22 protein-coding genes and 1 pseudogene are annotated in these 25,562 nt (G+C 57.4%); 11 read left to right on the top strand and 12 right to left on the bottom strand.

Going from position 1 to position 25,562, the window contains the following annotated elements:
* The 4 genes from IEV29_RS15140 to IEV29_RS15155 all read right to left on the bottom strand — a co-directional run bounded on the left by IEV29_RS15140 (window position 1) and on the right by IEV29_RS15155 (window position 4,571).
* Window positions 1-1,344: an NTP/NDP exchange transporter gene (locus IEV29_RS15140; protein ID WP_188382177.1), complete on the bottom strand. Its 1,344-nt coding sequence runs from the start codon at window positions 1,342-1,344 to the stop codon at window positions 1-3.
* Window positions 1,345-1,538: 194 nt separating this feature from the next.
* Window positions 1,539-3,503, bottom strand: a complete 1,965-nt coding sequence (locus IEV29_RS15145; protein ID WP_188382178.1) for a sensor histidine kinase — start codon at window positions 3,501-3,503, stop codon at window positions 1,539-1,541.
* Window positions 3,413-4,096 carry a response regulator gene (locus IEV29_RS15150; RefSeq protein ID WP_188382179.1) on the bottom strand — a complete coding sequence of 228 codons (684 nt, stop codon included), beginning with the start codon at window positions 4,094-4,096 and terminating at the stop codon, window positions 3,413-3,415. Before IEV29_RS15150 ends, IEV29_RS15145 begins: the two co-directional genes overlap by 91 nt.
* 136 nt (window positions 4,097-4,232) lie before the next feature.
* A complete protein-coding gene (locus IEV29_RS15155; RefSeq protein ID WP_188382180.1) occupies window positions 4,233-4,571 on the bottom strand; it encodes a CzcE family metal-binding protein in 339 nt (112 codons plus the stop codon).
* 191 nt (window positions 4,572-4,762) lie between these two features.
* On the opposite strand from IEV29_RS15155, the gene IEV29_RS15160 reads away from it, so the two are divergent.
* From IEV29_RS15160 to IEV29_RS15180, 5 genes are all read left to right on the top strand, one after another.
* Window positions 4,763-6,343, top strand: a complete 1,581-nt coding sequence (locus IEV29_RS15160; RefSeq protein ID WP_188382181.1) for an ABC transporter substrate-binding protein — start codon at window positions 4,763-4,765, stop codon at window positions 6,341-6,343.
* 98 nt (window positions 6,344-6,441) lie between these two features.
* Entirely contained in the window at window positions 6,442-7,428 is a 987-nt protein-coding gene (locus IEV29_RS15165; protein ID WP_188382182.1) for an ABC transporter permease, read from the top strand.
* On the top strand, window positions 7,425-8,348 hold the full coding sequence (locus IEV29_RS15170; protein ID WP_229726439.1) for an ABC transporter permease: 924 nt from the start codon (window positions 7,425-7,427) through the stop codon (window positions 8,346-8,348). The genes IEV29_RS15165 and IEV29_RS15170 overlap by 4 nt, the downstream gene beginning before the upstream one ends.
* Before the next feature lie 20 nt (window positions 8,349-8,368).
* A complete protein-coding gene (locus IEV29_RS15175) occupies window positions 8,369-9,376 on the top strand; it encodes an ABC transporter ATP-binding protein (RefSeq protein ID WP_188382183.1) in 1,008 nt (335 codons plus the stop codon).
* Window positions 9,369-10,370, top strand: coding sequence for an ABC transporter ATP-binding protein (locus IEV29_RS15180; protein ID WP_188382184.1), 1,002 nt, complete (start codon window positions 9,369-9,371; stop codon window positions 10,368-10,370). The genes IEV29_RS15175 and IEV29_RS15180 overlap by 8 nt, the downstream gene beginning before the upstream one ends.
* Window positions 10,371-10,410: 40 nt before the next feature.
* Here the strand turns inward: IEV29_RS15180 and IEV29_RS15185 are convergent, their stop codons facing one another.
* Window positions 10,411-11,607 (bottom strand): DUF418 domain-containing protein, encoded by a 1,197-nt coding sequence (locus IEV29_RS15185; RefSeq protein WP_188382185.1) that lies wholly within the window; start codon window positions 11,605-11,607, stop codon window positions 10,411-10,413.
* A 130-nt stretch (window positions 11,608-11,737) separates the two neighbouring features.
* Window positions 11,738-12,679, bottom strand: a complete 942-nt coding sequence (locus IEV29_RS15190) for a YihY/virulence factor BrkB family protein (RefSeq protein ID WP_308632736.1) — start codon at window positions 12,677-12,679, stop codon at window positions 11,738-11,740.
* Between the two features lie 61 nt (window positions 12,680-12,740).
* On the opposite strand from IEV29_RS15190, the gene IEV29_RS15195 reads away from it, so the two are divergent.
* Complete coding sequence (locus IEV29_RS15195; RefSeq protein WP_188382186.1) at window positions 12,741-13,067, top strand: hypothetical protein; 327 nt, start codon at window positions 12,741-12,743, stop codon at window positions 13,065-13,067.
* Window positions 13,068-13,096: 29 nt separating this feature from the next.
* On the opposite strand, the gene IEV29_RS15200 is transcribed toward IEV29_RS15195, so the two are convergent.
* Window positions 13,097-14,023, bottom strand: a complete 927-nt coding sequence (locus tag IEV29_RS15200) for an NAD(P)H-hydrate dehydratase (RefSeq protein ID WP_188382187.1) — start codon at window positions 14,021-14,023, stop codon at window positions 13,097-13,099.
* Between the two features lie 2 nt (window positions 14,024-14,025).
* Entirely contained in the window at window positions 14,026-14,796 is a 771-nt protein-coding gene (locus IEV29_RS15205; RefSeq protein WP_188382188.1) for a histidine phosphatase family protein, read from the bottom strand.
* A gap of 547 nt (window positions 14,797-15,343) precedes the next feature.
* Here IEV29_RS15205 and IEV29_RS15210 point away from each other — a divergent pair.
* Entirely contained in the window at window positions 15,344-16,876 is a 1,533-nt protein-coding gene (locus tag IEV29_RS15210) for a glucan biosynthesis protein G (protein WP_188382189.1), read from the top strand.
* On the top strand, window positions 16,876-19,401 hold the full coding sequence (mdoH, locus tag IEV29_RS15215) for a glucans biosynthesis glucosyltransferase MdoH (protein WP_188382190.1): 2,526 nt from the start codon (window positions 16,876-16,878) through the stop codon (window positions 19,399-19,401). The genes IEV29_RS15210 and mdoH overlap by 1 nt, the downstream gene beginning before the upstream one ends.
* 58 nt (window positions 19,402-19,459) lie before the next feature.
* On the opposite strand, the pseudogene IEV29_RS15220 reads toward mdoH, so the two are convergent.
* Window positions 19,460-20,404, bottom strand: a pseudogene (locus IEV29_RS15220) (pseudouridine synthase).
* A complete protein-coding gene (trhO, locus tag IEV29_RS15225; RefSeq protein WP_188382191.1) occupies window positions 20,359-21,207 on the bottom strand; it encodes an oxygen-dependent tRNA uridine(34) hydroxylase TrhO in 849 nt (282 codons plus the stop codon). Before trhO ends, IEV29_RS15220 begins: the two are co-directional and overlap by 46 nt.
* Window positions 21,208-21,350: 143 nt before the next feature.
* Here trhO and IEV29_RS15230 point away from each other — a divergent pair, with 143 nt between their 5' ends.
* Together IEV29_RS15230 and IEV29_RS15235 are read left to right on the top strand one after the other, a co-directional pair.
* Window positions 21,351-21,560 (top strand): hypothetical protein, encoded by a 210-nt coding sequence (locus IEV29_RS15230; protein WP_188382192.1) that lies wholly within the window; start codon window positions 21,351-21,353, stop codon window positions 21,558-21,560.
* Window positions 21,561-21,623: 63 nt separating this feature from the next.
* The gene (locus tag IEV29_RS15235; protein WP_188382193.1) at window positions 21,624-21,896 is read left to right on the top strand and encodes a hypothetical protein; all 273 of its coding nucleotides are present in this window, start codon (window positions 21,624-21,626) and stop codon (window positions 21,894-21,896) included.
* Window positions 21,897-21,921: 25 nt separating this feature from the next.
* Here IEV29_RS15235 and IEV29_RS15240 read toward each other — a convergent pair whose 3' ends face one another.
* Window positions 21,922-23,001: an AI-2E family transporter gene (locus IEV29_RS15240; protein ID WP_188382194.1), complete on the bottom strand. Its 1,080-nt coding sequence runs from the start codon at window positions 22,999-23,001 to the stop codon at window positions 21,922-21,924.
* 209 nt (window positions 23,002-23,210) lie between these two features.
* Between IEV29_RS15240 and IEV29_RS15245 the strand changes: the two genes are divergently transcribed.
* Window positions 23,211-23,927, top strand: a complete 717-nt coding sequence (locus tag IEV29_RS15245) for an alpha/beta fold hydrolase (protein ID WP_229726440.1) — start codon at window positions 23,211-23,213, stop codon at window positions 23,925-23,927.
* Window positions 23,928-24,042: 115 nt separating this feature from the next.
* Here IEV29_RS15245 and oxlT read toward each other — a convergent pair whose 3' ends face one another.
* Window positions 24,043-25,320 (bottom strand): oxalate/formate MFS antiporter, encoded by a 1,278-nt coding sequence (gene oxlT / locus IEV29_RS15250; RefSeq protein ID WP_188382195.1) that lies wholly within the window; start codon window positions 25,318-25,320, stop codon window positions 24,043-24,045.
* Window positions 25,321-25,562 lie beyond the last annotated feature (242 nt).

Raw genomic sequence — 25,562 nt, forward strand, 5'->3', positions numbered from 1 at the left:
TCATGAAGGAAATGCAGCGTCGCTGGATGCTGCCGTGGCTGATGTCGATGTCGTGGTTGAGGTCATCGTGTGCAGTTGCTTTTCTTGCCGGCGTGCCAGCCACAGCGATACGCTTGCCCAAACCCCGGCGAGTGGAATCGCAAGCAGGGCCAGACCCGCAAAGCCGATGCCCAGCATGCCCACGCCAGCCGATATCCAGCCGCTGATTGCATCGCCACCGCGATAGACGACGGTTTCGATCGCATTCTTGGCTTTGTACTTGGCTTCGCGTCGTATGACGGTAAACAGGACTTCGCGTGCCGGTCGCGCAATGGCGTAGTCGAAAGCACGTCGCAGACTTTGCGCGGCAGCGAGGACCAGAATGGTTGGCGAGAGTGCGACGGCTGCAAATGCCAGAGCGGAGGCAATGGGCAGCACCAGCAAGGCAGTGGCGAGCCCGAAACGTTTGATCAGGCGACCAGTGATGCAGATTTGCAGAATGAGGGTCAGGGTGGAGACGCCGAGATCGACCAGTGCAAAGAAACGGGTGCGAGAGGCGGTATCGCCAAACGCTGCTTCCACAATGCGACCCTGCTCAAAATAGAGAAACGTCGAAGCGGCTGTATGGAGTAACAGATAGCCACACAGTGCCATCAGATACGGGGACCGCGTGATCAGGCTCAGACCTGCAAAAACACCGCCGCCGATCGGACGCGGCATCGTGTTGCCGCTGGCGAACGCCTCGTTTTTCGGATACAAACGGTAAAAACACTGCAAGGCAACTTCCAACAGCAGTGCGGCTGTCACCGTCAACGCCACGGGCCCTATCGTTGTCACCAGTGTTGCCGCCAGCATCGGGCCGAAAAATGTACCTGCGGTGCCGCCCGCAGCAATGAAGCCGAACAGGCGTCGCCCTTGCGCATTACTGAAGCAATCGGCCAGCACACTCCAGAAAATGCTGATGACGAACAAGTTGAAGACACTGATCCAGACAAAAAAGATGCGACCGACCCAGATGCCTTTGGTGTCGGTCGCGATCAGAACACTAAACAAGAGAATGCTGGCTGTGAAAAAGCGATAGGCAATCGGAACAAAGCGACGCGGCGGGAACCTTGATACCAGCGTGCCGAACACAGGTACGAGTGCCAGCATCGCAAGGAAGGTCGCGGTGAAAAGCCATTGCAACTCATCCGCACCACCAGCCAGACCCATCGCATCGCGTAGCGGACGCAACAGATAGTAGCCGCCCAGCAAGCAAAAGAACCACGCAAAGCCGAGCAGGGTGGCTCTGACCTCATGCGGAGCGATCTCGATGAAGCGACCGAGAAAGCGATGCAGCGGGGCAATGTGGCTGGATGCGCGCATGTGTAACGATCATTGAGGGTGAACGGGTAAGGTGTGGACTCGTTTCAACAAGGTCCGTTCCGAACGCGTCTGGTTTGGATGCCGGCAAAACAAAAAAGCGGCCAGATGGCCGCTTTTCTACTTGATTGCCGTGGAGTTCGACAGGAGTCGTGTGGCGCGCTGGCAATATCCACATCGCGGGAGAAGCGATGTGCTTACGTCATGGGCGTGGCAGCAGGGAGCTGCAGCGTAGCGATCAGAATGGTGTGTCCGGGGATGGACTGCACGTCCAGTGTGCCACCCACCGCAGCAATGCGGGCATGCATGCTGCGCATACCGATACTAATGCCCGCCTGTCTCACGGCATCGACATCAAAGCCCACGCCATCGTCTTCAATCAGCAGCTTGAGTTCATTGGCATCCGGTTGCCACAGGCGCAACTGCACATGATGTGCGCGACTGTGCTTGACGATGTTGATCAGCGCTTCCTCAACCAGACGGGTGAGCGCCAGACATTGCAGAGCATTGGGTGGGGTTTGCCATTGTGCGGGCAAGGACCATGTGGCCTCGATGTCGCGATCATCAAATAGTTGCATGAAGCGATGCCGCAGGGGGGCAATCCATTCACCGGGCGTGGCAGGTACCTTGATGCCGCTGCTGGAGCCGGTATCGATGGTTTGTCGCAAATCGTCACGGATCAGCTTGAGAAGAGAAAGAAATTGCTGGTTTTGCAAAGGTTTGTCGGCCTGTTCGACCATCGCCATCATGCGGACCAGCGTGCCGCCCAGACCATCGTGCAGATCGTGTGAGATCTGCAGTCTTTCCTGCAAGCGCGTGTTGGTCAGCACAAGTTCATGTTCACGGGCAATGGTGGCGCTGAGGGCGGTGCGGGCGCGGTCGATCCCTTGTTCCAGTTCCTCATTGAAACGTTCGATGCGCTGCATATTGATGGCATGCCGCAAGCCCAATACGCCTGACATGCACAGCATGGAGGCAATGCTGCTGATGGGCGTCAAGGGTTTGCCGCCGGTGATGATGTGCAGCATATGCAGAAAATCGTAGAGCGCCACGCCGAAGAAGATCAGTAGAGCGATCGCCAGAAGGCGATGTTCCAGTTTGCGCGTTCGTAACGCGTGGATCGGAAACTGCAGACAATTCAGGAAGAAGAACGTGGTCGGTAGCCAGATGCTGAATGCGAGAACTTCCTTGAGTGCGGTTGCCGGTGCCACCAACAATGCAATCAGCAAGATGAAGGAAACGAACCACAGGCCGTTTTCGAGATAGGGCATGTGCTGTTCGCCGAATCGCCAGGTAAACATGCAGAAACACGCCACGTACAGCACCAGTGCCGCGGCATTTGCCTTGGCGGCGGATGCGGTGTCGGGAAACGGCCACGGACTGGTCGACAATACATTGGAAATAAACAGCACCCAGAACAGCGTCATTAATGCATACCAGCCGTAATCACTTTGCTTGCGGTTGCACAGCCAAAGACAGAAAAACAGGCTGCCTAGTACGGATGAAATAACGATGTTGATGAAGAACAGGGTGCGATTGCGCCACCAGAGGTCGTCGTGCAGTTCGCGAATGGATTGGGCTTCGCCTAGTTGGACCTGTCCCATGCCAGGGGTCTGCCCGGCCACGCCGACTACACGGACCCACAATGAATTCACGCCATCCTTGAGCATGCTGGGCGAAAGACGCCAGTAGCGTGGCATGTTCCAGCTGCGCGAAAGCGGTTCGGTCAGGCTGTCATCGCGCCAGATCAGGTGGTCGTTGACGTAGATCTCTCCGGCCATCACGATGGAATGCGTAAGCAGCGCCAGCATGTCGCCGGAGGCGGTATCGCAATTCGCTTTCCAGTCGATGCGATACCAGACGGTACCGCTGTAGCCGGGCCAGCGATCGACCCAGTTATCAGGCAGGGTAACGGCTTGCCACTGCGGGTTGAGCGGGCGCTTGCCATCGTCCCCGCCTTGGGCGGCATGGACCGACAGAACGGTGGCGTTGCAGCTGGATGTACTGGTTTCACTCGGCTGCGCGTGCGCAGCAGAAAGCATGGCAATCCATAACAGGATTGCCAGACCGATCAGCCAATCAAGCCGCGCGAACGCGCTTCGTTTATCGCCCGCGTGCGGGAAGAAACGGCGAGCTTGCGATAGATGTGTTTGATGTGACATTCGACGGTATAGCGCGACAGGATGAGTTGCTCGGCGATTTCGCGGTTACCCAGACCTTGTGCAACCAGCCCGAGAATTTCGCTTTCGCGCGGGCTGAGTGTCTCATTGGTCGAGGTTTCCGCCTGCGGTCTGGTTCTGGGATGCAACTCGTCGATGATGCGTCGCGCGATAAAGGGGTCGATCGGTGCGCCGCCCCGCAACACACTGCGGATCGACAGGGCGACTTCCATATCGTCGCGTTCCTTGAGCACGTAGCCGGTGGCACCGGCGCGTAACGCAGCAAGAATTGCATCTTCGGTACTCCACGCGGAAATGACCAGAATCGGCAAGGCCGGATCGGTGGCATGCATGCTGTGGATCAGATCGATCCCGCTGCCATCGGGCAGGCCAAGATCGACGAGGGCCAGTGCAAATGGCTGCCGCGCAAGACAGGCACGCGCTTCGTGCAGTGATGCCGCCGACACCACCGCATCGGAAGCATAGCCGAGTTGCTGGAGCAGGCTTTCAAGCCGGCGGCGTATGAGGGGTTCATCCTCGACCAGCAGAACGGGAGCGAGCAGGCTGGATTCGGCAGGAAAAGTGTCAGCGGACATGGGCGGGAAAGCAGTGAAAGCAGAACGTACTCTGGATGAATACTGGGTGTTTGACCATCACTGAAACTTGTTATTTCGCGAAATAATCACAACGCATGCAACGAAATCGTTTTCTGCAGAAATGCCGTCTGATTCATCAGTCCGGGCCGCGGTAGCGCGGGTCCGGCGAGATGTACGCGGTGACGCGTTGTTGCAGGATGCCGGGTGGCGCCACCAGGTTCAGATCGAAATGGCTGACGGTAAAGCCGACATAGAAATCCCACGCAAACATCTTGTCGCCAACGACGAAGTTGATGACTTCGCCGCCTTCCACATTGACCCAGCGGGTTTCCGGTGTGATGACGATAGTGCGCTGGGCAGCGGCTGACGGTGCCGGACTGCCATACAGTTCAACGCGTGGTGCCGAGGCGCACCCTGCCAGTAGCATCAATGTGCCGGCCAGCAGCAAGGCCGAAGGGAGAGAGTAAAGGCGCATGCGAGCTCCGTTGTGTCGGTACGAAAAGGGCGGGCTGTCGTTGGATCTCGGGCGGATCGCGGCGGTTCCCGCCGTATTGTCGCAGGTATGGACGGTGCGGGTGCAAGCGCAAACAGCATTGATCATTTACATTACACCTTTGCAGAGCCATTGTTCAGGCTGTGTGCGACACGATTTTGCAAGGAGAGAGTATGTTCAAAAGCAGACGCAAAACCATTTCCGCATGGATACTGGCACTGACAATCGGTATGAGTACCAGCGCTGCCTCCAGTCTGGCAGCCGATTTGCGACTGGGTCTGTCTGCACATGTTTCCTCCCTCGACCCGCATTACCTGAACATTGCGCCGAACGTCGCGATGTCGGCACATTTTTTCGATGCGCTGGTTAACATCGATGCCGACGGCAAGCTGGTACCCGGGCTGGCCACATCGTGGCGCGCAGTGGATGCGACGACCTGGGAATTTACCCTGCGCAAGGGTGTGAAGTTTCACGACGGTTCCGATTTTACGGCGCAGGATGTGATTTTTTCGCTGGATCGGCCTGCGGCACTGACGAACAGTCCGGGTCCATTCACGGCCTATACCAAACAGATCATCGGCAAGAAAATCGTCGATCCCTACACTATCCGCCTGACCACCGCTGCACCCTATGGTCCGATGGCGCTGGATGTGAGCGCCATCTTCATTGTCTCGAAAAAGGCCGCAGAAAAAGCTTCGACCGATGACTTCAACAATGGCAAGGCACTGATCGGCACGGGTCCGTATAAATTTGCCAGCTTCAAGCGCGGTGACCGCATCGAGGTTGTGCGCAACGACAGCTACTGGGGCGGGAAGTCGGATTGGGACAAGGTCACGTTCCGTATTATCGCCAACTCGGCGCCACGTCTTGCAGCGCTGTTGTCCGGTGACGTCGATGCCATCGAGAATGTACCGACTGCCGATCTGTCGCGACTGAAGCGCAACGATAAATTCAAGTTCGAGCAAAAGATTTCATGGCGCACGATCTTCTGGCATCTCGATCAGCAGGGCGGCACGTCGAAGTATGTGACCGATAAGGCTGGCAAGCCGCTGGCAAAGAATCCGCTCAGCGATCCACGCGTACGTCAGGCGATCTCGATGGCGATCAATCGCAAAGCCATGGTTGAGCGTACGATGGAAGGACTGGCCGTGCCGGCATCCAACATCGTTGCGCCCGGGCTGGTTGGCTATAACGATGCGCTGAAAGTCGATGCCTATGATCCGGAAGGCGCGAAGAAGCTGCTGGCCGAGGCCGGCTATCCCGACGGTTTCGGATTGACGATTCATGGCCCGAACGATCGTTACATCAACGACGAACAGGTTGTACAGACCGTAGCGCAGTTTCTCAATCGCATCGGCATTCAGACCAAGGTGCAGACCTTGCCGCTATCGGTCTATTTCGGTCGCGCACGTACCGGCGAATTCAGCATGGCCCTGCTGGGTTGGGGCACTCTGGCGGGCGATTTCGGATTGCGTACGCTGGTTGGCACGCCCAATCAGACGACTGGCTGGGGAACGTGGAATTGGGGAAAATACAGTAATTCGGCGGTGGACAAGCTGATCGCGTCTTCGCTGGGTTCGGTTGATCAGGCCAAGCGCAATGACTTCGCCAAGCAGGCCGCTGCGGTGGCACTGCAGGATCACGCTGTCATTCCCTTGCATCATCAATATGCAACCTGGGCCATGCGCAAAGGTCTGAAGTACACGGCGCGCACGGATGAATTTACCTTTGCCAACCAGTTTCATTCCGAATGAGTCGTTGATGCGCCTGCAGCGTCGTGCTGCTGCGCAAGGTTTCATCCGATGCTTTATCCGGTCCGCCAGCGAGCCGCCAGCCATGATTTGCCATCACCATGCTTGATTTTCTGATCCGACGTCTGCTGCAAAGTGTGCTCGTGCTGGTCGCGATGTCCGTGCTGGTATTCATCGGTATCTACGCGATCGGCAATCCGATCGATATCTTGCTGAGTCCCGATGCCGATCAGATGGAACGTGCACGCATCATCGCCGCCTTCGGACTCGACCGGCCTCTGTGGCAGCAGTATTTTCTGTTTATCCAGAATGCGCTGGCGGGCGATCTCGGTCGTTCCTTTGCATTTGGTACGCCTGCGCTTGACCTGATTCTCGAACGATTTCCCGCCACCATGGAACTTGCCGTATCGGCGATCCTGATCGCGATTGTGCTGGGTATTCCGCTGGGTTTGCTGGCAGGTTTGTATCCCAGGGGCTGGATCGGCCGCAGCATCATGACGGTATCCATCCTTGGATTCTCGTTGCCGACGTTCTGGGTTGGACTGATGCTGATCCTGATTTTTGGTGTGCAACTGGGTTGGCTGCCAGCCAGCGGCCGTGGTGAGACGGTAGCCGTATTCGGTGTGCCACTGAGTTTTCTGACCGTAGATGGCCTCAAGCACTTGTTGCTGCCTGCCTTCAATCTGGCGCTGTTCAATATTGCGCTGGTGATTCGGCTCGTGCGCGCCGGCGCGCAGGAAGCATTGCTGCAGGACTATGTACGTTTTGCGCGTGCCAAGGGCTTGTCCAGCACTCGCATCATCGGCGTCCATGTGCTGAAGAACATCCTGATTCCGGTCGTGACCGTGATTGCGTTGCAGTTTGGTTCCATCATCGCTTTCGCCATCGTGACCGAAACGGTATTTGCCTGGCCGGGCATGGGCAAGCTCATCATCGATTCGATCCGTGTACTCGATCGTCCGGTGATCGTGGCGTATCTGATGTTGATCGTGGTGTTGTTCGTCTTCATCAACCTGATTGTGGACGTGGTGTACTCGCTGCTTGATCCGCGTGTGCGTCTGTCGGATGCCGAAGGAGCGCGCGGATGAGCATCGTCGATCACAGCATGCCGGATACCACGGTACCCGTCGTCGACACGCCGTTGCGTCGTTTTGCACGTGACTTTGCCAGCAGCCGTGTGGCGACGGCCGGTGCGGTGTTGCTGCTCTTGCTCATTCTGGCGGCGATATTTGCGCCTGTCATCGCCCCGCAAAATCCGTATGACTTGTCGCAGATCGACATCATGGATTCGCGTCTGGCGCCGGGTGAGGCTGCGATGGATGGCGAGACGCGCTATCTGCTTGGCACGGACGAGCAGGGACGCGACATGTTGTCGGCGATTCTGTACGGCTTGCGGATTTCGATACTGGTGGGTGTCAGCAGCACGGTAATTGCATTGGCAATCGGCCTGACGCTGGGTTTGCTGGCCGGTTACTTCCGCGGCCGTGTCGACGCTGTCATCATGCGCGTCGCTGACATCCAGTTATCGTTCCCGCCGATTCTGGTTGCCCTGATTCTGCTGGCGCTGACCGGGCCAGGCGTCGGCAAGATCATCATTGCGCTGGTTGCCGTGCAATGGGCCTATTACGCGCGCACGGCGCGCAGTGCCGCGCTGGTCGAGCGCGGGCGTGAATACATTGAGGCAGCAAACGGTCTGGGCTTGTCGCCCATCCGCATTGTGTTTCGTCATTTGCTGCCTAACTGCCTGCCGCCGTTGATCGTGATCGCGGCCTTGCAGGTGGCGTCGGCGATTTCGCTGGAAGCAACCTTGTCCTTTCTGGGACTTGGCCTGCCGGTGACCGAGCCATCACTCGGTCTGCTGATCGCCAATGGTTTTGACTACATGATGTCCGGCAAATACTGGATCAGTCTGTTTCCCGGCCTGATGCTGTTGTTGACCGTCGTTGCGATCAATCTGGTGGCGGACCAGTTGCGTGATGTACTCAATCCGAGGTTGCAGACACAATGAAATCGCCATTGAGTAAACAGATGAGGACCCGACAGCAGCCGGTTCTGGATGTGCAGAATCTGCAGATGCACTTTGCGTCACGCGATGGTGTGGTCAGGGCGGTTGATGAGGTGTCGTTTTCGATTGGCCGTGGCCGGGTGCTGGGTATCGTCGGCGAATCGGGTTCCGGCAAATCCATGACGGCCTATTCGATCATGCGCCTGATTGATGCACCGGGAAAAATCGTGGGTGGCCGGGTGCTGTTGCACGGAGAAGATCTGCTGCAGAAATCATCGCAGCAGATGCGCAGCGTGCGTGGCAACCGGATCGCGATGATCTTTCAGGATCCGATGATGACGCTCAATCCTGTGTTGCGCATCGATACGCAAATGATCGAGGCCGTACGTGCGCATCATGCGGTGAGTCGTGATGAAGCGCTCCGGCGCGCGCGCGAGGCCTTGGTGCGCGTGGGCATCGCCTCACCCGATGAACGCCTGCAATCCTATCCGCACCAGTTTTCCGGTGGTATGCGGCAGCGGGTGGCGATTGCGATTGCCTTGCTCAACCAGCCCGATCTGATCATTTGCGACGAGCCGACTACCGCGCTTGACGTCACGATTCAGGGGCAGATCCTGTATGAGATGCAAACCTTGTGTCGTGAAGCCGGTACTGCGCTGATCTGGATCACGCACGATCTGTCGGTGGTAGCCGGGCTGGCTGACGAGCTGTGCGTCATGTATGCCGGCCGCGTGGTCGAATACGGCAGCGTGGAGCAAGTGATCAACTCGCCACGTCATCCTTACACGCACGGTCTGATCGCCTCCTCACCATCGCGCAATCAGCGCGGTCAGCCACTGCATCAGATTCGTGGCGCCACACCATCCTTGTTGTATCTGCCGTCCGGTTGTGCGTTTCGGTTGCGTTGCGAATGTGCCACAGATCAATGCAAAGTGACGCCTGCGTTAACCGTGGAAGAAGGCGCGCAGATGCGGAGCTGGCGTTGCTTTCATCCCCTGCAGGAAGCAGGCGCGGAGGCCGGTCATGTCTGATGCTGTCCTGCTGGCACTCCGTCGTGTTTCCAAGCGTTTCACCAGGCCACTGGATGCGGCAGCCCGTATAGCCAATCTGTTTGGTGCCGGTAGGCAGCCACAGGTCGTGCATGCAGTTGATGATGTGTCGTTGACGATTTCGCGTGGCGAGGTAGTCGGTCTGGTCGGCGAATCGGGTTGCGGCAAATCGACGTTGGGTCGCATGGCAGTGGGTTTGCATACCTTGTCCGATGGCAGGCGTGAATGGAAAGGGCAGGATCTCGCCACGCTGACTGTCGCGACACGACGGCGTATGCAGCTCGGCATGCAGATGATCTTTCAGGATCCCTATGCATCACTCAATCCACGTCTGCGCGTGCGTGACATCGTGGGTGAGGCGCCGGTGGCGCATGGCATGACCTCTGCTGCAGAACAGGATGCGCTGGTAGAGAGCTTGTTGCAGAAAGTCGGGCTCGATCCTGCTGTGGCGCGGCGCTTTCCCCATCAGTTTTCCGGCGGGCAGCGCGCACGTATCGGTATTGCACGGGCACTGGCAGTCAATCCGGAATTGCTGGTTTGTGACGAAGCCGTCGCCGCCCTCGACGTTTCGATTCAGGCGCAGGTACTGAATCTGTTCATGCGCCTGCGTGAAGAGCTGTCGCTGACCTATCTGTTCATCAGCCATGATCTGGGTGTGGTGCGCCACATCGCGGATCGCGTTGTCATCATGTATCTGGGGCGCATTGTCGAATCGGCTCCCACCGATGTCCTGTTCGCACAAGCCAATCACCCGTACACCACCGCCTTGCTGGCATCGGCACCAAAGCTCGAAGCGAAAAAGGTCAGCTTCTATGCCGTGCAGGGTGAAATACCGTCGCCGCTGCATCCGCCATCAGGCTGTCATTTCCATCCACGTTGTCCGCACGCCATGCCGCGTTGCCGTGAAGAGGTGCCGCAGTTGAAGGAAGTCGCACCACAGCACTTCTCGGCATGCCATCTGAACGATATGCCATGATGCCATGCAACGAGGCTAAACGCGCGGCTTGACGTACGACTTAACGTACGACTGACCGATGGATGAAGCGGCGTGACCAGCTTTCCAGCGGGCCTTGCGCATGGCGGGACAGCCACCAGCGGCTGAGGAGAATCTGGCATGCCATGATGGCAAAAGCAATCGCCATCCATGATGCCGGGCGCAAGTTTTGTCCCAGCCCGAAGCCAAATCCCTGAAACAGAATCACGCCGAGCAGCGACTGGGCGAGGTAATTGCTCAGCGCCATGCGGCCGACCGGCGCCAATACGAAAGCGATGTTGCGCATCCATGCCGCACTTGCAAGCATGAAGAGTGCAACGATCGCGGCTGCCATGAACGAGCCACCGACCGGCAACAAGGCATACGTCAGGTAGTCCCAGCGCCATGGCTGCAAGGGATCGGCCGCTTCTGTCACTTTCAGCACGGCCCACAACACATTGAACGGCAAGCCGATCAGCAGGCCTGCAATCAGCACGCGCTTCCATAGCCGACGATGTCGATGCGGTCGTGTCAGCCAGCCGCGTCGTACCGACCAGGCACCCAGCAGAAACAGCATTGCCAGATGTGGCAGGATCAACAGCGACTGGGCGGTGACGGTGAGGTAATCCTGCAGACGTTGCCATCCAATGCTGAGAAAATTGCCGTACGTGTACACCTGACGGGCCGCTTCGACGTGTTCGACGGCACTGGTGGCAAGGAGATACGCTTCCTCTGGCCCCAGCGATTGCATGCCGAGCCAGACGCCGATCGCAACCAGCACGATAAACGCCAGGGTCCACCAGCGCAGATGTGACAGCAGTGTGCGGGCACGCACACCGACGATACCCAGTAAGACCCAGAGGCCGACGAGTGCATAGAACGTCAGGATGTCGCCAAACCAGATCAGGACGCCGTGTACGACACCACATGCCAGCAGCCATAACAGACGCCGGCGATACAGACGCTGCGCTTCACTCCAGCGGCCGGTCTGGCGGAAAACGGATTGCGTGATCAGGATCGCGCTGGCACCAAACAGAAAGGCAAAGATCGGATAGAACTTTTGTTCGGCAAAAAATGCGGTAAAGGCAATCGCCATCACATCCAGCAAGCTGGCATCCGGTTGCAGCACACCATAGCGCAAAGATTCGAAGCCCCAGACGTACGACCAGAGATTGACCAGCAGAATGCCGAACACGGCCAGTCCGCGTAGCGCATCGATGCGTTCGATGCGTCTTGTCATCGGGGCTGCCGGGGGCGAGGGCGGCGGATCGGCGGTTAAGGTATTCAAGCTATATGGTGTGCAGGCGATTCAATGCAATCTGTGGAAAAACAAGATGCAAAGAATAACCGAAGCGGAGGGTGACCGGTCATCACAGAACGGGTGGTGATTCCGCCAGTTCCTTCTTGATGCGCGCAAGCGAGCCATAGCGCAAGGCAAACACGCGTGTGAATTCGGCACCAAGCAAAAAAATCTGCGCCGAGTAGTAGACCCAAGCCAGCAATACAACCAGCGAACCGGCGGCGCCGAAGCTCGAGGCAATCGATGCCTTGCCCAGATACAGGCCGATGATGAACTTGCCGATCGTGAACAGCAGTGCGGTGACGATGGCACCGACCCAGACATCGCGCCACGGAATCGACGCACGCGGCATGAACTTGTAGATCATCGCGAACAGACCGGTCACGATGGCGAATGAAACCGTGACGTTCAGGCCTTCCAGCACGATGGTCCAGCCGCCCAGCATGCTGCTCCACCATTTGCCGAGCGCAGCGAGTACCGCACTGAGTACGAGAGAAATCAGCAGCATGAAGCCCAGTCCCATCACCATGCCGAACGACAGCAGGCGCTTGCGCAGCAGGCCGACCACGCCGCCCTTGTTGTCAGGCGGGATTTTCCAGATACGGTCGAGTGCGCTTTGCAGTTCAGCGAAGACCGCGGTTGCACCAATCACCAGTGTCGCGATGCCGAGTGTGGCGGCGATGATGCCCTGTCCGGGCTCGCTGGCGGATTTCAATAAACCTTCCACTGCGGCTGCAGCGGTGGGGCCCACGATGTCACGCAGCTGCATGACAATCTCGCCTTGTGCGGCTTCCTGTCCGAAAAAGAAGCCGGCAATTGCGATCACAATGACCAGCATCGGTGCCAGTGAGAAGATCGTGTAGTAGGCCAGTGCCGCTCCCATGCTGGGCGCAAAATCGCCAAACCACGCCATCACCGCGTCTCGTGTCAGCAGCCAGGCTTTCTTTGGCAGAGAATCGTCTGATCCGTCCGGCATGATGTCCTGCGCATTGTTGTTGGGTTGGTTATTCATCTTGTTCTTTTCCGGTTGGCAGTTGAAGACTGCGTGGGTGTTTCATTATCATCCGTTCTGTATGTCGCGTCGTCACCATCATCACGTCTATGTCGTTGCCCTGTCGCCGCTTGTGCTGGACGAGGCACGGTTTCGCAAGGCGAATCCGGATTATGTGCCGGGCAGACCTTGCGTCTATGTCGGCATGACGGGTCTCGACCCGGATCTGCGTTTCGACAAACACAAGGCCGGTATCCAGTCCAATCGCTTTGTCTTCACATACGGTACGCATTTGCTCCCCGAACTATACGAGGTGTACAACCCGATGCCGTATGCGGCTGCCTGCGAGATGGAGGTCGAGCTTGCCATTGCATTGCGTGAGGCCGGATACGGCGTGTGGCAAGCGTGACATGCAAAGGACAGTGGGCTCGTTGCGTGTCATGTTGACGGCGCTTGTTCAAACCAGCGCAAGGCGGCCGGAATATCGTCAGCGATTTCACGTGCCAGAAAACCCAGCGGACCAATACGTTCGGCCAGTTGCTGACCGGCACGCGCATGCAGCATTACTCCCCATGCGGTGGCCTGTTCCACGCCGGCACCGCGCGCTGCGAGTCCGGCAATGACGCCAGCCAGCACATCGCCGGAACCCGAACTGGCCAGGCCGATGTTGTCGCCATCGTGCTGCCACAACTGGCCATTGGGTGAGGCAATGCAGGTCATGGCGCCTTTGAGCGCGACGACGGCATTCCAGTTTTTCGCCGCATCACGTGCTGCCGTATGGGGGGCCGAGCGGATCGCGGTTTTGTCTTCTCCCAGCAGACGCGCCATCTCGCCGGCATGTGGCGTCAGAATCAGGCGCGTCGGTCCTGTATTTTCAGCGTCTTCCTGATACGACTGGCTGCCGCGTACAACACTCATGGCGCAGGCATCCAGCACAATCTTCGCTTCGGGGAAGACCGGCATCAGCGCGCGGACGAACGTTGCGATGGCCGCTTCATCCTGCATGCCGGGCCCGACCAGAATGGCATCGATATTGCGTTTGGCAAGCGGTTGCAGGGCGTCCACGCAATGCGGAGGAATGCCACCCGCTTCGGTTTCAGGCAAGCCAATGACACGCGATTCCGGCAGTGCCGACGCAATCAACTGCGCCACGCTCTGTCCGGTGGCAACAGTCAGCTTGCCGGCACCGGCACGCAAGGCTGCAGTGGCGGCCAGAATGACAGCGCCCGGCATCTGGTGCGAACCGCCGATGATCAGTACGTGTCCGCGATCTTCCTTGTCGCCATCCGGCGATGGCACAGGCAGTGGCCACGCCTGCAACAGCTTGGTGTCGAGTACCTGGATAAGGGGCAGGTTGGCAGACATGGTCAGGGTTTGGGTGCGCCGGTCTTGTCGGGAGCATCAGTGATGGCTGCGCCGGCTTCCAGCAGCGGGGCGACGAAGTTGGCAGCCCGCAATTCCAGCTGACCAAACTTGCCGATGTTGGGATTGAAGCGATAACTGGTCACCGAACAGTTGGGGACATCGCTGGCCTTGTCGATTCCCAGAATCTTCTTTTCATCCATATGCTCGAGCAGATAGCGAAAGCACTGCACGATCACCTGATGCGCCACAATCAGCACACGTTCGCCAGGATAATCACGCGTGATGGTATCGATCACATTGCGCAGCCGCAGAATCACATCGCACCAGCTCTCGCCACCGGGCGGGCGGAAGTAGAACTTGCCGACATGTTCGCGCTGCTCATACAGTTGCGGATGATGTTTGGCGATGCCGAATTGCGTCAGCCGGTCGAGGATGCCGAATTCCTTTTCACGCAGGCGCTCATCGTTGATGAAAGTGTGGGGCGGGTGACGGTCACCAATGCCTTCCAGAATCAGTTGGGCAGTATGACGCGCACGCAGGTAAGGCGAGGACAGCACGACAGTGGGCTTGTGCTCTGGCGCCAGATTGTTGAACCAGTGCCCGAGTGCTGCGGCCTGTTGTTCGCCCAGTTCGGAAAGCGGGACGTCAATATCGCGTTCGGCGATATCGATAATGGCAAAGCCGCCGGCTTCGGCAACTTCACGGGCGACATTGCCCGCACTCTGGCCATGTCGTACCAGCCAGATTTGCTCCGGCCATTTCTGATTGGTCATATGCGCATGCTCCAGCAGATCAAATCCTGAGCCTCCACTCTACAGCCGATGGGCCGCCATGACGACACAGTCTGGCATGACGACTTCCGCCGGTCTGTGCGAAATCGCGCATTCTCGGAGGGCCGACTGCCGTAGGATGCGGGAATGGAACTTGCTCGAGTTCGATGTCTCTTAGAGAAGAGTTTCATTTTTCACTACAATACTGGGCTTTCGGCATGCTGTGGCGCGCGACAGGCATTGTCCCTGCGCAGTATGGGGTTGTTGCGGAACCAATCAGACGAATAGCATGTCGAAGGACACTGCCGTCTGGGTCGCGCGCAAAGCCAGAAGAATAGTCAAAGGAATGGCGCGGCCGCTGTTTGTGCCGCATAGCCGTCTGCATTGCAGGATCTTGCAGTCGATAGCGGGTGGCACATGTATCCGTGCTGGTCATGTTCTGCATTGTCCCCCGCTGCCGTTTCTGGAATCAGGCACCCTCCGTCAGGAGCGTGTGTCGCCGCATGGTCGGGTGTGACCCGTTTCATGCGTGAAGTTTGGATTGGAAAACATGTTCAGAAGTTTCTCATTGCCGTCAGCCGTCCCGCACCGCCTGCTCGTTCTGATGCTGGCGCTGATTCCCTCAACACACGCACTGGCATTCGACTTCGACGATGTCGCCAAAAAAGCCAAGCAGCTCTCGACGACTGCATTCAAGGAACAGAAACCGAAACTCCCCAAGGGATTGGTCAATCTGGATTATGACCAGTATCGCGATATTCGCTACAACCTCGATAAATCCTACTGGCGCGCGCAAGGCCTGCCATTCGAACTGAGTTTCTTTCATCAGGGCCGTCAGTATCAGCATCAGGTCAAGATCAACGAGATCGTTGCCAATCGTGCGCGCGTGATTCCTTTCGATCCGCGTGCTTTTGATTATGGCGACAACAAAGTCACCTCGAATGAACTGCGCGGTCTGGGTTTTGCCGGCTTCCGCGTGCATTACCCGATCAACACGCCGAAGTACAAGGACGAAGTGGTGGTGTTCCTTGGTGCCAGCTATCTGCGTGGTGTTGGCAAGGATCAGGTCTATGGGTTGTCGGCACGTGGTCTGGCGGTCGATACTGCGCTCAATTCCGGTGAAGAGTTTCCACGGTTCACCGAGTTCTGGATCGAACGCCCTACCGCGCGCAGCAAGCAAATCGTGGTGTATGCGCTACTCGATTCCAAACGCGTGACCGGCGCGTATCGTTACACCATCAAGCCCGGCGATCCGACCGTAACGGAAGTGAAGTCGCAACTGTATCTGCGCGAAAACGTGACCAAGCTGGGTATTGCGCCACTGACCAGCATGTATTTCTTCGGCGAAAATCAGCGTCCGGTGGTCGAGGATTTTCGTCCGGAAGTCCATGATTCCGACGGCTTGTCGATTGCCTCCGGTACGGGCGAATGGATCTGGCGGCCATTGGTCAATCCAAAACGCTTGCTGGTGACCTCGTATGCACTGAGCAATCCGACCGGATTCGGTCTGATGCAGCGTGATGAAAAATTCACCAGCTACGAAGATCTGGAAGCGCGTTACGAAGCGCGCCCAAGTGCCTGGATCGAGCCGGTGGGCAAGTGGGGTTCGGGACGGGTAGAGCTGATCCAGATTCCGACGCCGGATGAGTTCAACGACAATATCGTTGCCTTCTGGGTGCCGGATCAGCTACCGAAGCCGGGCGCACCGATCAATTTCGATTACAAGATGTCTTGGGGCAAGGAAGCCCAGCAACGCCCGCCTCTGTCGTGGGTTGTGCAGACCCGGCGCGGGCATGGCTATATCCGCAAGCCCGATTCGACAATTGGCCTGTTCATCGATTTTGAAGGCCCTGCCTTCAAGCAGCTGAACAAGAATGCCAAGGTCGGTTTCCGTGTTTCCGCTGATGCCAATGGTCAGATCGTGGAGTCGCATGCCTATCCAAATCCGAAGACCGGTGGCTGGCGTGCGTCGGTTCGCGTCAAACGGACGGATGACAGCAAGCCGGTTGAGCTGCGTGGCTTCCTGCAAAACGATAATGCCACGTTGTCTGAAACGTGGAGCTACATTTTGCCGGCGGACTGATGACGACAAGCCGCCTACCTTCGTCCTGTCTGCAGTATCTCGATCTGCTGAAGTTACCCGCGGCAGCGCGTAAGCAGATCGAATCGCAATTGCTGGCGCGCATCAATGCCAGCAGCTCGGACCACGAGACAATGATCGCCCTGCATGCCATTTTGGCCGGTCACGAAGCATCACCTGATCATGCGGCGCAGGCATCGATTCGTGCGCGTGCGCAACTGGCGGTGGATCAGGATGCGACCTGGTGCGACGAAACCGGCACAGTCGTGCCAGATGCCGCACAAGCCGCATCGCTGTATGTCGCACCGCCGATCAATCGAGCTTCCATGGTGCCGCATCCATGGGGTGCCCTGAATCCGCTGGTGCGCTGGTGGCAATCCCGATTCCACCGTGAAGAAGCGGCAGCAGAAGAGGCCGAAGCCGCGCCGGATGCCGATGTGCCAGTGGCCAGTAAGGATACCGGCGGTTCGCGCCGCATCGTCCTGTTGTTGCTGATGCTGGGCCAGACCGCGATGGCGACCTATTACATGAGTCGCGTGCTGCCCTATCAGGGTAGCGAACCGTTGGAGATGGCGATTCTGGCGCTGTTTGCGCTGCTGTTCTGCTGGGTGTCAGCCGGTTTCTGGACGGCGATGACGGGCTTTCTTTTGCTGGCACGCGGCAAGGACCCGTTCCTGATTACGCGCAATGTTAAGACGGGGGCACCAATCGATGCAGGGGCACGCACGGCGATCGTGATGCCGATCTGCAATGAAGATGTGACGCGTGTGTTTGCAGGTTTGCGCGCGACTTACGAGTCGGTGGCCCGCACCGGGCAACTCGATCGTTTCGATTTCTATGTGCTGAGCGATACCAATGGCAGCGACACCTGCGCTGCCGAGGTCGCCGCATGGACGCAGCTATGTAACGCGGTCGATGGTTTCGGGCGTCTGTTCTATCGTCGTCGCCAGCGTCGTGTCCGTCGCAAGAGCGGCAACATCGATGATTTTTGCCGCCGCTGGGGTAACAACTATCGTTACATGGTGGTGCTGGATGCCGACAGTGTGATGAGTGGCGATTGCCTGACGAAGATGGTACAGGCGATGGAACAGAATCCCGACGCAGGCATCATCCAGACCGCGCCGCGTGCGGCTGGCCGAGATACCCTGTATGCACGAATTCAGCAGTTCTCGACACGCGTGTATGGTCCGCTGTTTACCGCCGGTCTGCACTACTGGCAACTCGGCGAGTCGCATTACTGGGGGCACAACGCCATCATCCGCATGGCACCGTTCATCCGTCATTGCGGGTTGGCGCTGTTGCCGGGCAAGGGCACGTTCTCCGGTGAAATTCTCTCGCATGACTTTATCGAAGCGGCGCTCATGCGTCGCGCCGGATGGAAGGTGTGGATTGCCTACGATCTGGATGGCAGTTACGAAGAGATGCCGCCGAATCTGCTGGATGAGCTCAAGCGGGATCGTCGCTGGTGTCAGGGCAACCTGATGAACTTCCGTCTGTTTATGTCGCGCGGCATGCACTCCGTACATCGCGCAGTGTTTGTGACGGGCGTACTGGCATATCTGTCGGCACCACTATGGTTCCTGTTCCTGATTCTGTCGACGGGTCTGCTGGCGCAACACACGCTGGTCGAGCCCACCTACTTTACCGAGCCCTGGCAGCTGTTTCCGACCTGGCCGCAATGGCATCCGGAAAAAGCGATGGCCTTGTTCAGCGCCACGGTGACCTTGTTGTTCCTGCCGAAGGTATTGAGCGTTTTTCTGATTTGCTTTCAGGGCGCCAAGCATTTCGGCGGACGCGTCAAACTGTTTTTCAGCATGCTGATCGAGATGCTGTTCTCGATGCTGCTGGCACCGGTACGCATGCTGTTTCACACGCACTTTGTGATTGCGGCCTTCATGGGCTGGGCGCTGCGCTGGAAATCGCCGCCGCGTGAAGATACGGAAACCACGCCGGGCGAAGCCTTCCGTCACCATGGTTTCCATACGCTGTTGGGTCTGGCCTGGGGTGGTGCCGTGTTCTGGCTGAATCCCACTTTCCTGCCGTGGCTGCTGCCGATCGTTGGTTCGCTGGTGATTGCGATTCCGGTCTCGATTTATTCAAGCAAGGTATCCAATGGCTTGCGTTTTCGTCGTGCAGGTTTATTCCTGATTCCGGAAGAAGACGTGCCGCCGGTCGAACTGACGGAGACGGTGCGCTATGTGAAAGAAACGCCGCTGCAGCCCGACTTCATTCAGGCCGTGGTCGAGCCGCAGTTCAATGGCTTGATGTGCGCCACCGGCAAATATCATCCACGTCGCTCGTTACGGGCACGCAAGATTCGTGACGATATGGTGCATACGGCTTTGATCAAGGGGCCGGCCGGCTTGCCGGACGCGCAGAAAAACAAGCTGCTCGCTGATCCGGTTTCGCTGTCGCAGCTGCATCTGGCGGTATGGACATCGAAGGAAGCGCATCCGCACTGGTTCCGTGATCTGCTGCCACCGGATCGTCTGGAAGAAGCGCAACGACAATTGCGACACGCAGCCTGATGATGGCTCACAAAAACCGGCGTCTGATACGCCGGTTTTTTTATGGAAATCTGAAGACTTACCAGCTGAGCGTCTGCAGGCTTTCAAACTGATGCAGCTTGCCGGAGAGCGGATCGGTAAAGCGGACGGATTTGGCAAGGAGCTGCAGCGGCTTGCTTTAGTCCGGATTGTCCGCATCATCGGGCAGCAAGGTCGGATAGATGCGGTCGTTGAGAATCGGCATCCCGAGCGAGGCCATGTGTACACGCAACTGATGCTTTTGCCCGCTGACCGGATGCAATTGATAACGCGCCAGTTCTCCACGTGTCTCCAGCAGGGCGATGCTGGTTTCCGCATTGGGTTCGCCAGCCACTTCCTGCATCTGCATGAAAGCATCGCTCTCTGCCAGACGACTCCGATACACCGTTGGCAGGTGCCGGTCATCGCGCCATGGCGCAATCGCCTCGTAGACTTTGCTGACCGACCGTTCGCGGAATAGCATCTGATACAGATTGCGCGTGGCAGGCTGGATCGTAAACAGCACCAGCCCGGCGGTGTCCTTGTCGATGCGGTGCATCGGAGCCAGCGTATCGATGCCGAGCTTGCGTTTAAGACGCACCAGCAAGGTCTCCTGCAGATAGCGGCCGGCGGGTGTCACGGGAAGAAAATGCGGCTTGTCGGCCACGACCAGATAATCATCTTGATACAGCACGACTTCATCAAACGGAATTCGCGGCTCGTCCGGCAAATCACGGTAATAGAACAGAAGACTGTTGGGCTGGTAAGCCGTATCCGGCCGGACGACCTGCCCGGCTTGATCAATCACCTCGCCGCGCAGCATGCGGACCTGCCATTCATCAGCAGGAATCGTCGGGAAGTGATGCACCAGAAAATCAAATACGGTGTGCCATGTACCGGCCGGCAGTGCCACCTTGCTCGGTCCGACGCCATTGCGGTCCGGTGGGCGAAACGTCTTGTTCAATCGCTGTCTTCTTCCAGACGGCGTGCGCGTTGCAGGCGCCATTCCCATTCGGGCTCACCGCCGTACACGTCGTCCGGCGTGGTTGCCGTTTCCTGCAGATGCGTGTCGAGCGCGATGCGATTGTCGAATACAAAGCATTCGCCTTCCCAGTCCTTGTCGGCATCCGGCATCTCTTCAAAGTACCGCAGAATGCCGCCTTCAAGCTGATAGACCGGCACGCCCATGTCGCTCATCCATGCGCTGGTTTTCTCGCAGCGGATGCCACCCGTGCAATACATGGCAACGCGTTTGCCTTCCTTCTGCCAGAGCGGCACGTTGTCTTCGATGAACTTCGGAAAATCGCGGAAGTTGTCGACCCCGGGATCGATGGCATTCTTGAACTTGCCGAGTTTGAATTCGAAGCTGTTGCGGTTATCGATAACAACCACATCATCCTGCGCAATCAGTTCGCGCCATGCTTGTGGCGAGACATCAATTCCCTTTTTGCTGATGGCATCGACGTTGTCGACACCCAGCATCACGATCTCCGGCTTGCGATGCACCTTGATGCGCGCAAAGGGCGGCGTGGTACAGGCACTGTGCTTGAAGGTCACATCGGCAAAACGGCCAGCGAACAAAGGATCGGTATGCAAGGCTTGTTCAAAAGCGTGGACAGCGGCAACGGGTCCTGCCAAGACACCGTTGATACCTTCTTCCGCAACCAGAATACTGCCCAATACGTCCTGGGTCAGTTCGCGCAGGCGTGCCGTCACGGCGTCGGCATCGTCGAGGCGTACGAACTTGAAGAACGCCGTATGCAGCAAATCGTTGTCAGCAACAGGAGCGGGAAGAGTCGGAGTAGTCATAGCCGGAATTGTCGCAGATTTGCCCGGCAGAAGGTGTCCGACAGAAAGCCGTCTCACGCTTAATCTGACAATGTTTGCGGTCAATGTCTGATAGGCATCGGACAGGGCGCCGGATACAGTGCAATGTAAAAGCGGAGAATGCGATGAACACAAAACCGGATGACCCAGATGCAACGGAGGATGCTGCCTTGCCCAGCGGCGAGCGTAGTCATGTTGACGGCAGTACGGGCGTCGACAACCGCATTGATGGTGAGGAAGTGCCGGTGCCACCAGATACCTTGACGCCGGAGCAGGAGCGCCAGCGACAGCACGATAAGCGCCTGCCCGAGCAACGTAAGGCACCAATCGTCTGATCGTGAAAAATGCCTTGCTGCGGCAATGATGTAGACGTTCGAAGAAAAACGAAAGGAGTGGAGATGGATGCTGATCTCATCGGTTGGCTGGCGGCGTTCATGCTATTGCTGACTTTGTCCATGCAAGTGCGGCAACAATGGGTCAGTCGCAGCTGTGCGGGTGTTTCCCCATGGCTGTTTCTGGGACAAATCAGCGCATCGACCGGTTTTCTCATCTACAGCTATCTGCTCGATAACCTGATCTTTGTACTGACGAATGCATTACTGCTGCTGGCAGCGATAGTGGGCCAGGGCTTGTACATGCGTAATCGAGTGCGGACGCAGCGCACAAAGTAAGAACAATGTGCGCTGGGATGAAAGATTAGTCCGGGCGATGCAGTTTGTCGGCTTCATGTTTCTGATTGCCGGCAGAGAACATTTCCCACATCGTGATGCACATGGCGGCAATCACCGGGCCGATCACAAAACCGTTCAGGCCCAGCAACGCCATGCCGCCGACAGTAGAGATCAGGACGATAAAGTCAGGTAGCTGGGTTTCCTTGCCAACCAGAATCGGACGCAGAATGTTATCGACAAGACCAATGACAACCACGCCGTAAATGATCAGACCGGCACCTTCCCAGATCGAGCCGGTCAGGATGAAGTAGATCGCGACCGGAAGCCAGATCAGCGCGGCGCCGACTGCCGGCAGCAGGGACAGAAAGGCCATCAGCACCGCCCACAGCAAGGCACCTTGTACGCCGAGAAACCAGAAAGCGATGCCACCAAGCGCGCCTTGCACCGACGCCACGATGATGTTGCCTTTCACCGTGGCGCGGATGGCGGTCGTCAGATTGTTGAACAGGGCGCGCTTGTGGTCGTGATTGAGCGGTGTGGCTTGCTTGATCTGCACTACCAGGCGATCGCCGTCGCGCAGCAGAAAGAACAGGATGTACAGCATGATCGCAAAGCTGACCATGAAATTGAAGGTGTTCTGTCCGATATTGATGGCCTGACGCGTGATGAATTCACTGCCTTGCACCGCAGCAGTCGTCAGTTTTTCCTGCAGGGCGGACAGATTGCCGATGCCAAATCGATCCAGAATGTTAACCACCGATTCTGGCAGTGCGGCAAAGGCACGCTGGATGAAGCCGACGATATCGATCTGTCCGGACCGGATATTGACGTAAAGCACGGATGCCTCACGAATCAGTGAGAGAGAAATCAGGACCAGCGGCAGCACGACGAGCAGAATGCAGATCAGCAGGGTGACGGCAGCGGCCGTATTCGGCCGCTTGTTCATTTTGGCGGACAGGCGCCGATAGAACGGTGCAAACAGGATGGCGAGAACGATCGCCCAGAATACGGCACCGTAAAACGGCGTCAGAATGACGAGGAAGGCAATGGTGAAGGCAATCAGCAGGACCAGAAAAGTCTTGTGCCTGATCTCGGGATAATTCATGAAAAAGGGCCTTGCATTCGGCCTGCATTTTAGGTGCATCCATCGTACCCGAAGTTAACGATGCTGAGAGCGGTATGCCGCACAAAGCGATGCGAGGTGGGGTTTGTTGAACGCAATCGTCGCGCATGTGTCACACGCTCAAGGCCATAAGCGGTACCGCCGAGCAGATCCAAATCACGATTTTGTCGTCACCCTGACTGGAGCCCGCCATGTCCTATCTGATGAAGCCAAACCTGATCCTGTTGCCTGGGTTGCTCAATGATGCGCGACTCTGGCAAGCGCAGGCCGAGAAGCTGGGCGCGGTTGCCAATGTCTCGGTGGCCGATCTGACGCGCAGCAACACCATCGCCGAACTGGCGGCCGATGTACTGGAACAGGTGCCGGCCGGCATGTTTGCCCTGGCCGGATTGTCCATGGGCGGTTACGTCGCATTGGAAGTCATGCGGCAGGCGCCGGAACGCGTCATGTCGCTGGCGCTGCTGGACACAAGCGCACGGCCGGATACGCAGGAAGCGACTGAAAACAGGCACAAGCTGATGGAACTGGCAAAAACGGATTTTCCTGCCGTCTCGCGCGGATTGCGGGAAAAGCTGTTGCATCCGGCGCATCTGGGCGATGTGGCGCTGGCAGAGCTACTGGATGACATGGCGGTCGTGGTGGGAAAGGATGGTTTCATTCGCCAGCAGCAGGCCATTCTGGCGCGCATCGACAGCCGACCTTCGTTGGCTGCGATTCAGTGTCCGACCATGGTGCTGTGCGGCAGAGAAGACAAGCTCACGCCGGTGGAAGTGCATGAGGAAATGGTTGCGCTGATTCCGCGTGCCAGCCTGACGATCATCGAACAGTGCGGTCATCTATCGCCGATAGAACAACCAGATCGGGTGACGGATGCCATGCATCTCTGGTTACAGCAGCGGACCACATAAGCCATCCTGAAAATAAAAAAGCCGGCAGCAAGCCGGCTTTTTTATTCGCATGCAGTACAGATAAAAAAAGACCGGCGCGAGGCCGGTCTTGAATTTTCCTGTCAAGGAGAAGCGATTAGTTGGTCGCTTCAACAGCAGGTTTGCTCATGTGCTTGGCACGCATTGGCTTCAGAACGAACCATGCCATCAGCGCAGCGATTGCATTCAGGATCGATGCCAGAACGAACACCGAGTACCAGCCACCGGTTGCGGTTGCCAGAACAGCCGACAGAGGAACCAGCAACGAAGCAGTACCTTTCGCGGTGTACAGCAGACCAGCGTTAGCCGATGCAAACTTGGAGCCGAACGTATCAGCACAGGTCGATGGGAACAGCGAGTAGATCTCACCCCATGCGAAGAACACGATACCGGTCAGGATAACGAATGCGTATGGGTTGTGGCCGTAGTGGAACAGCGCCAGGATACCCACAGCTTCGATCGCAAACGCGATGAACATGGTTGGTTCGCGACCGATCTTGTCCGATACCCAGCCGAAGAATGGACGGGTCAGGCCGTTCAGAACGCGGTCGATTGCCAGAGCAAACGTCAGTGCAGGCAGGGTCAGACCCATCATGCTGACTTCAACGTCGAAGACTTTGAAGTCACGAGCGATCGAGCCCAGCTGAGCGGTTGCCATCAGGCCACCAGCAGCAACCATCACGAACATCGAATACATGATCCAGAACACTGGCTCTTTCAGAACCTGGCTTGGGCTGTAATCGCGTTTGGTTTGCTGAACGGTTGCAACCTGTTCCGACTTCTTGTGCTCAGGCGGACGAACCAGCAGCAGCGCGATGATGACAACAACGATACCTTGACCAATACCGAAGTACAGGAATGCATCTTCGTAGCCGCGGTTAGCGATCATTGCCGAGATAGGCAGAATGGTGATTGCCGAACCAGCGCCGAAACCGGCAGCGGTCAAGCCAGCAGCCAGACCACGACGATCAGGGAACCATTTCAGCGCATTACCAACGCACGTACCGTAGACGGCACCAGCACCGATACCGCTGATGACGGCTGCAAAGTACAGCATGGCCAGCGTGTCAGCGAACGAGTTGATGAACCAGCCCAGACCGCAGAGAATACCGCCGACCAGAACCACTGGACGTGGGCCGAATTTATCGACGAACCAGCCTTCGATTGGTACCAGCCAGGTTTCGGTCAACACGAAAATCGTGAAGGCGACCTGAATGGCGGCACGGCTCCAGCCGTGTTTTGCTGCGATCGGATCGACGAACAGCGTCCAGCCGTATTGCAAGTTAGCGATCATCGCCATCGCGATGATACCGAAGACCAGCTGACCCCAACGGAAGCCGTCGGAGCGAGCAGGTGTGTTAGCTGCTTGAGTCATTTTTGCCTCTCTCAAAACTATCAAGTATCAAAAAGCACTGCGTGGATGTGAACAGTGCGCCGTTGCAATAAACAGCTGATTCGAGTCGATCACTTTCACCGTTGCAGTCCACCGATCAAGCTCGTAGCTCTTTTGGCTGCAACGTTGTGTTTATCTGTTTCAACGACGTCACTATCGACAAAGAAAAGACTGTTCGCAATAGGAATATGAGATATTCAGGTTGTGGATAACACGTAATCTGT

It is taken from the genome of Oxalicibacterium faecigallinarum (assembly GCF_014635705.1).
In the GTDB taxonomy this organism is placed as follows: Bacteria; Pseudomonadota; Gammaproteobacteria; order Burkholderiales; family Burkholderiaceae_D; genus Oxalicibacterium; species Oxalicibacterium faecigallinarum.